Consider the following 4089-nt stretch of genomic DNA (forward strand, 5'->3'; position numbering starts at 1 on the left):
GCCTGTTTAAAAATTATAGTTTGAATTTTTATAGATATTTTTAGATAGATTTTAGTTTTTGATAATGAAGATTTAGCGGGCTAAATCAAGTAATCAAAGGCTAAAAGATGCTAAAAAGAGCATAAAAAGACAACTAAGAAATATAAACAGTTATAATATAAATATTTCGTTAAGATTTAAACAGGTTCTTAATTCATTATTAAAAATTCGCAATGACAGAAAAGCATCAATCTTTGCTCTTAATAAAACTTAAGAATTACAAAAGCGCTGTCAGACGTGAAGCATTTTCCAAAGCGTATCTTTTAAATCAGCAATGCCTTTTTGTGCTACCGATGAAATAAACAAATAATCTACAGGAAGTGTTTTATCTAGTTCTATTTTAAGCTCTGCTTCAAGTTCGGCATCCAGCATATCACTTTTTGAAATTGCTATTAATCGGTCCTTATCCAACATTTCAGGATTGTAGCGACGCAATTCATCCAACAATATTTCGTATTGCTGAAAAATATCTTCGGCATCCGCAGGAATTACAAATAGCAAAACGGAGTTGCGTTCAATATGTCTCAAAAAATAGTGGCCAAGCCCTCTACCCTCAGCGGCACCTTCAATAATACCAGGGATATCGGCCATGACAAACGACTGAAAATCGTGATATTCAACAATGCCCAAATTAGGTTTTAAGGTCGTAAACTCATAATCGGCAATCTTTGGTTTTGCCGAAGTGATAACCGACAACAGCGTTGATTTCCCTGAATTTGGAAAACCTACCAGACCTACATCAGCCAATAGCTTAAGTTCAAGCAAAATGTCACGTTCCTGCAAAGGAATACCCGGTTGGGCGTAACGCGGTGTTTGATTGGTAGAGGTTTTAAAATGCCAGTTTCCAAGGCCACCCATACCACCTTCGGCGATGACCTTTTCTTCGCCATGCTCGGTAATTTCAAAAATAACCTCATTGGTTTCGAGATCTCTTACTACCGTTCCCAATGGCACCTCAATATATTCATCTTTACCATCGGCACCCGTACTTCTTGAAGCACCTCCGTGTCCGCCATGCTCGGCCCGGATATGCTTTTTAAATTTTAAATGGAACAACGTCCACAAATTGCTATTGCCCCTAATAATAACATGACCACCACGACCGCCATCACCGCCATCGGGACCTCCTTTGGCGACGTATTTTTCACGATGCAAGTGCATGGAACCTCTACCGCCGTTTCCGGATTGGACGTTCATTCTAATATAGTCAACGAAGTTACCTTCTGTCATGTTTTTAGTTTTCTGATTTTTGTTAAGTCAAAAATCAATTTATGGCAATATAGCGTCGTGTTTTGATAATCTAAAAAAACACGCGTTCTATCAAAAATTCAAATTAATTGTTCGATATCCGAAATTGGTTCTACTATAATTTATCAATCACCGCAGTCAATCGGTTTGTGATATCAGAAATGCTACCAACACCATCCACGCCACAATACTTGTCTTGAGCGGCATAATAGTCTTTTAAAATAGCTGTTTTTTGATAGTATTCCTTAATTCTGTTTCTAATAATTTTCTCATCGGCATCATCTGGCCTTCCAGACGTTTTTCCTCTGCCCAACAAGCGCTCAACCAAAACCTCATCGTCAACTTCAAGAGCGACCATGGCATTAATTTGTGAGTCTTTACTATCCATTAAGTCGTCCAAAGCTTTAGCCTGGGCATTGGTCCTTGGAAAACCATCAAAAATAAAGCCATTGGCATCGCTGTTTTTTTCAACTTCGGCCCTTAGCATATCTATTGTAACCTCATCGGGGACCAATTCTCCTTTATCCATATAGGATTTGGCCAACATTCCAAGCGCAGTTTCATTTTTAATATTGTATCTAAACACATCGCCTGTAGAAATATGTACAAGATTATACGTTTCCTTTAAAAAATTGGCTTGCGTCCCTTTACCGGCGCCCGGAGGTCCAAATAGGACAAAATTAGTCATATATTGTGTTGTTTTTAGTTGATATACTTTAGGCAAATTTCTTCCCAATCCGTTATAATCCAATCCGTAACCCACTATAAATTTATCAGGAATATTAATCCCCACATAATGGAGTTTAAAATCTTTCTTGTAGGCTTCAGGCTTGTGGAACAGCGTGGCAATACTTAATTTTTTGACCTTTTCATTTTTAAAAATGCGATGGATTTCTTCCAAGGTATTTCCAGAATCTATTATATCTTCAAGAATCACCACCACTCTATTGGTCAAATCTTGTGTCAAACCAATTAAACGCTGAATATCTTCGGTGGACTTCACGCCTTCATAAGACGCTAATTTTATAAAGGTCACTTCGCACGGATTTGGGTATTTTTTAACAAAATCACTCACAAACATAAAGGAGCCATTTAAGATACCAACAAATACCGGAATTTCATCTTGAACATCACTTACTACCTCATCCACCATGCGTTGGACGGCATTATCGATTTCATTTTCTGAAATAAAGGGCTTAAAATATAAATCGTGAAGCTTAATCAAGGTAATTGGTTTTTAAAGACGCAAATATACACTTTTGATTTAAAATTTGCTTCCGAAATTTCAGGATTTGATTTACAAATTTCAGAGTTTAAACGTATTTTTGCATAATTTACTAATATAACAAACCGATAATTCTTCTTTTAGAACCTTAAACATGGCCTATTTCTCTTCAAATTTCAAACTTGGCATTCTTGGTGGCGGACAATTGGGCAAAATGTTGCTTACCGAAACGCGAAAATTCGACATTTACACCTGTGTACTTGATCCCAGCAATGATGCGCCTTGCAAAATTGCATGCAATGAGTTTACCCAAGGCGATTTAATGGATTACGAAACCGTTGTCAATTTTGGACGACGCGTTGATACACTTACCATCGAAATCGAAAACGTCAATGCCAATGCGCTCGAAACCTTGGAGAAAGAAGGCATCAAAGTGTTCCCTTCGTCCAAAACCTTAAGAACCATTCAAAATAAAGCCACACAAAAATTGTTTTATGTGGATAATAATATTCCAACAGCCAGCTTTACACGTTTTGCTTATGTGTCGCAAATAGAAGATGCCATTGACAACGGCGGACTCAGCTTTCCGTTTGTTTGGAAAGCCGCTCAATTTGGATATGATGGAAACGGCGTGAAAATAGTCCGCGAAAAATCTGATTTAAAAGACCTAAAGGATGGTGAGTGCATTGCAGAAACCATGATTCCTTTTAAAAATGAATTGGCGGTCATTGTGAGCAGAAACAGCAATGGCGAAGTCAAAACCTACCCTGTTGTAGAAATGGAGTTTCATCCGGAAGCCAACCAAGTAGAATATGTAATTTGCCCTGCGAGAATTGATCCTAAAGTAGCTTTTGAAGCAAAAAAAATAGCAATGCAAGTGTCAAACGCATTCGGACACGTGGGTTTATTGGCAGTTGAAATGTTCCAAACCCAAGATGATAAAATCCTTGTCAATGAAGTTGCGCCGCGACCCCACAACTCTGGCCACCATACCATCGAGTCGAGTTTTACATCACAATTTGAGCAACATTTAAGAGCCGTTCTCAATTTGCCTTTAGGAAATACAGGCAATAAAGTAGCGGGTGTCATGGTTAATTTAGTGGGCGCCGAAGGCTATTCCGGGGATGTGATCTATGAAAACATTGAAGATATTTTGGCAATGGATGGGGTAACACCACATATTTATGGTAAAAAACAAACCCGGCCATTTCGAAAAATGGGCCACGTCACTATCGTGAACGAGGATCTGAACGAAGCCCGAAAAATTGCAGAAGACGTCAAAAATTTAATTAAAGTAATCAGCCAATAAAGCCGTATCTAATGTCATGGTTTTTCAAACTATAAAAAAAGGACATTATATAATTTAAGAGTTAAAAAATTATGAGCAAAGTAGGAATTATCATGGGAAGCAAAAGCGATTTGCCAGTTATGCAAGACGCCATAGATATTTTAAAAGAATTTAATATTGCGGTTGAAGTCGATATTGTTTCGGCACACCGCACTCCCGAAAAATTATTTGATTACGGCAAAAATGCACATATTCGTGGATTTTCGGTCATTATTGCCGGTGCGGGCGG

At 38.0% G+C, this 4089-nt stretch carries 4 protein-coding genes; 2 read left to right on the forward strand and 2 right to left on the reverse strand.

Features of this window, described 5'->3' with window-relative positions; translation table 11 throughout:
* Nucleotides 1–270: 270 nt before the first annotated feature.
* Nucleotides 271–1269: a GTPase ObgE gene (gene obgE, locus VNJ50_RS05555; protein WP_325579834.1), complete on the reverse strand. Its 999-nt coding sequence runs from the start codon at nt 1267–1269 to the stop codon at nt 271–273.
* Nucleotides 1270–1402: 133 nt separating this feature from the next.
* Nucleotides 1403–2512, reverse strand: a complete 1110-nt coding sequence (locus tag VNJ50_RS05560; RefSeq protein ID WP_325579836.1) for an adenylate kinase — start codon at nt 2510–2512, stop codon at nt 1403–1405.
* 154 nt (nt 2513–2666) lie between these two features.
* Here VNJ50_RS05560 and VNJ50_RS05565 point away from each other — a divergent pair, with 154 nt between their 5' ends.
* A complete protein-coding gene (locus tag VNJ50_RS05565) occupies nt 2667–3821 on the forward strand; it encodes a 5-(carboxyamino)imidazole ribonucleotide synthase (RefSeq protein ID WP_325579838.1) in 1155 nt (384 codons plus the stop codon).
* A gap of 71 nt (nt 3822–3892) precedes the next feature.
* Nucleotides 3893–4089 (forward strand): AIR carboxylase family protein (locus tag VNJ50_RS05570; protein WP_325579840.1); only part of this gene is annotated, 197 nt, incomplete at its 3' end.

It is taken from the genome of Gelidibacter sp. (assembly GCF_035577925.1).
Lineage (GTDB): Bacteria > Bacteroidota > Bacteroidia > Flavobacteriales > Flavobacteriaceae > Gelidibacter.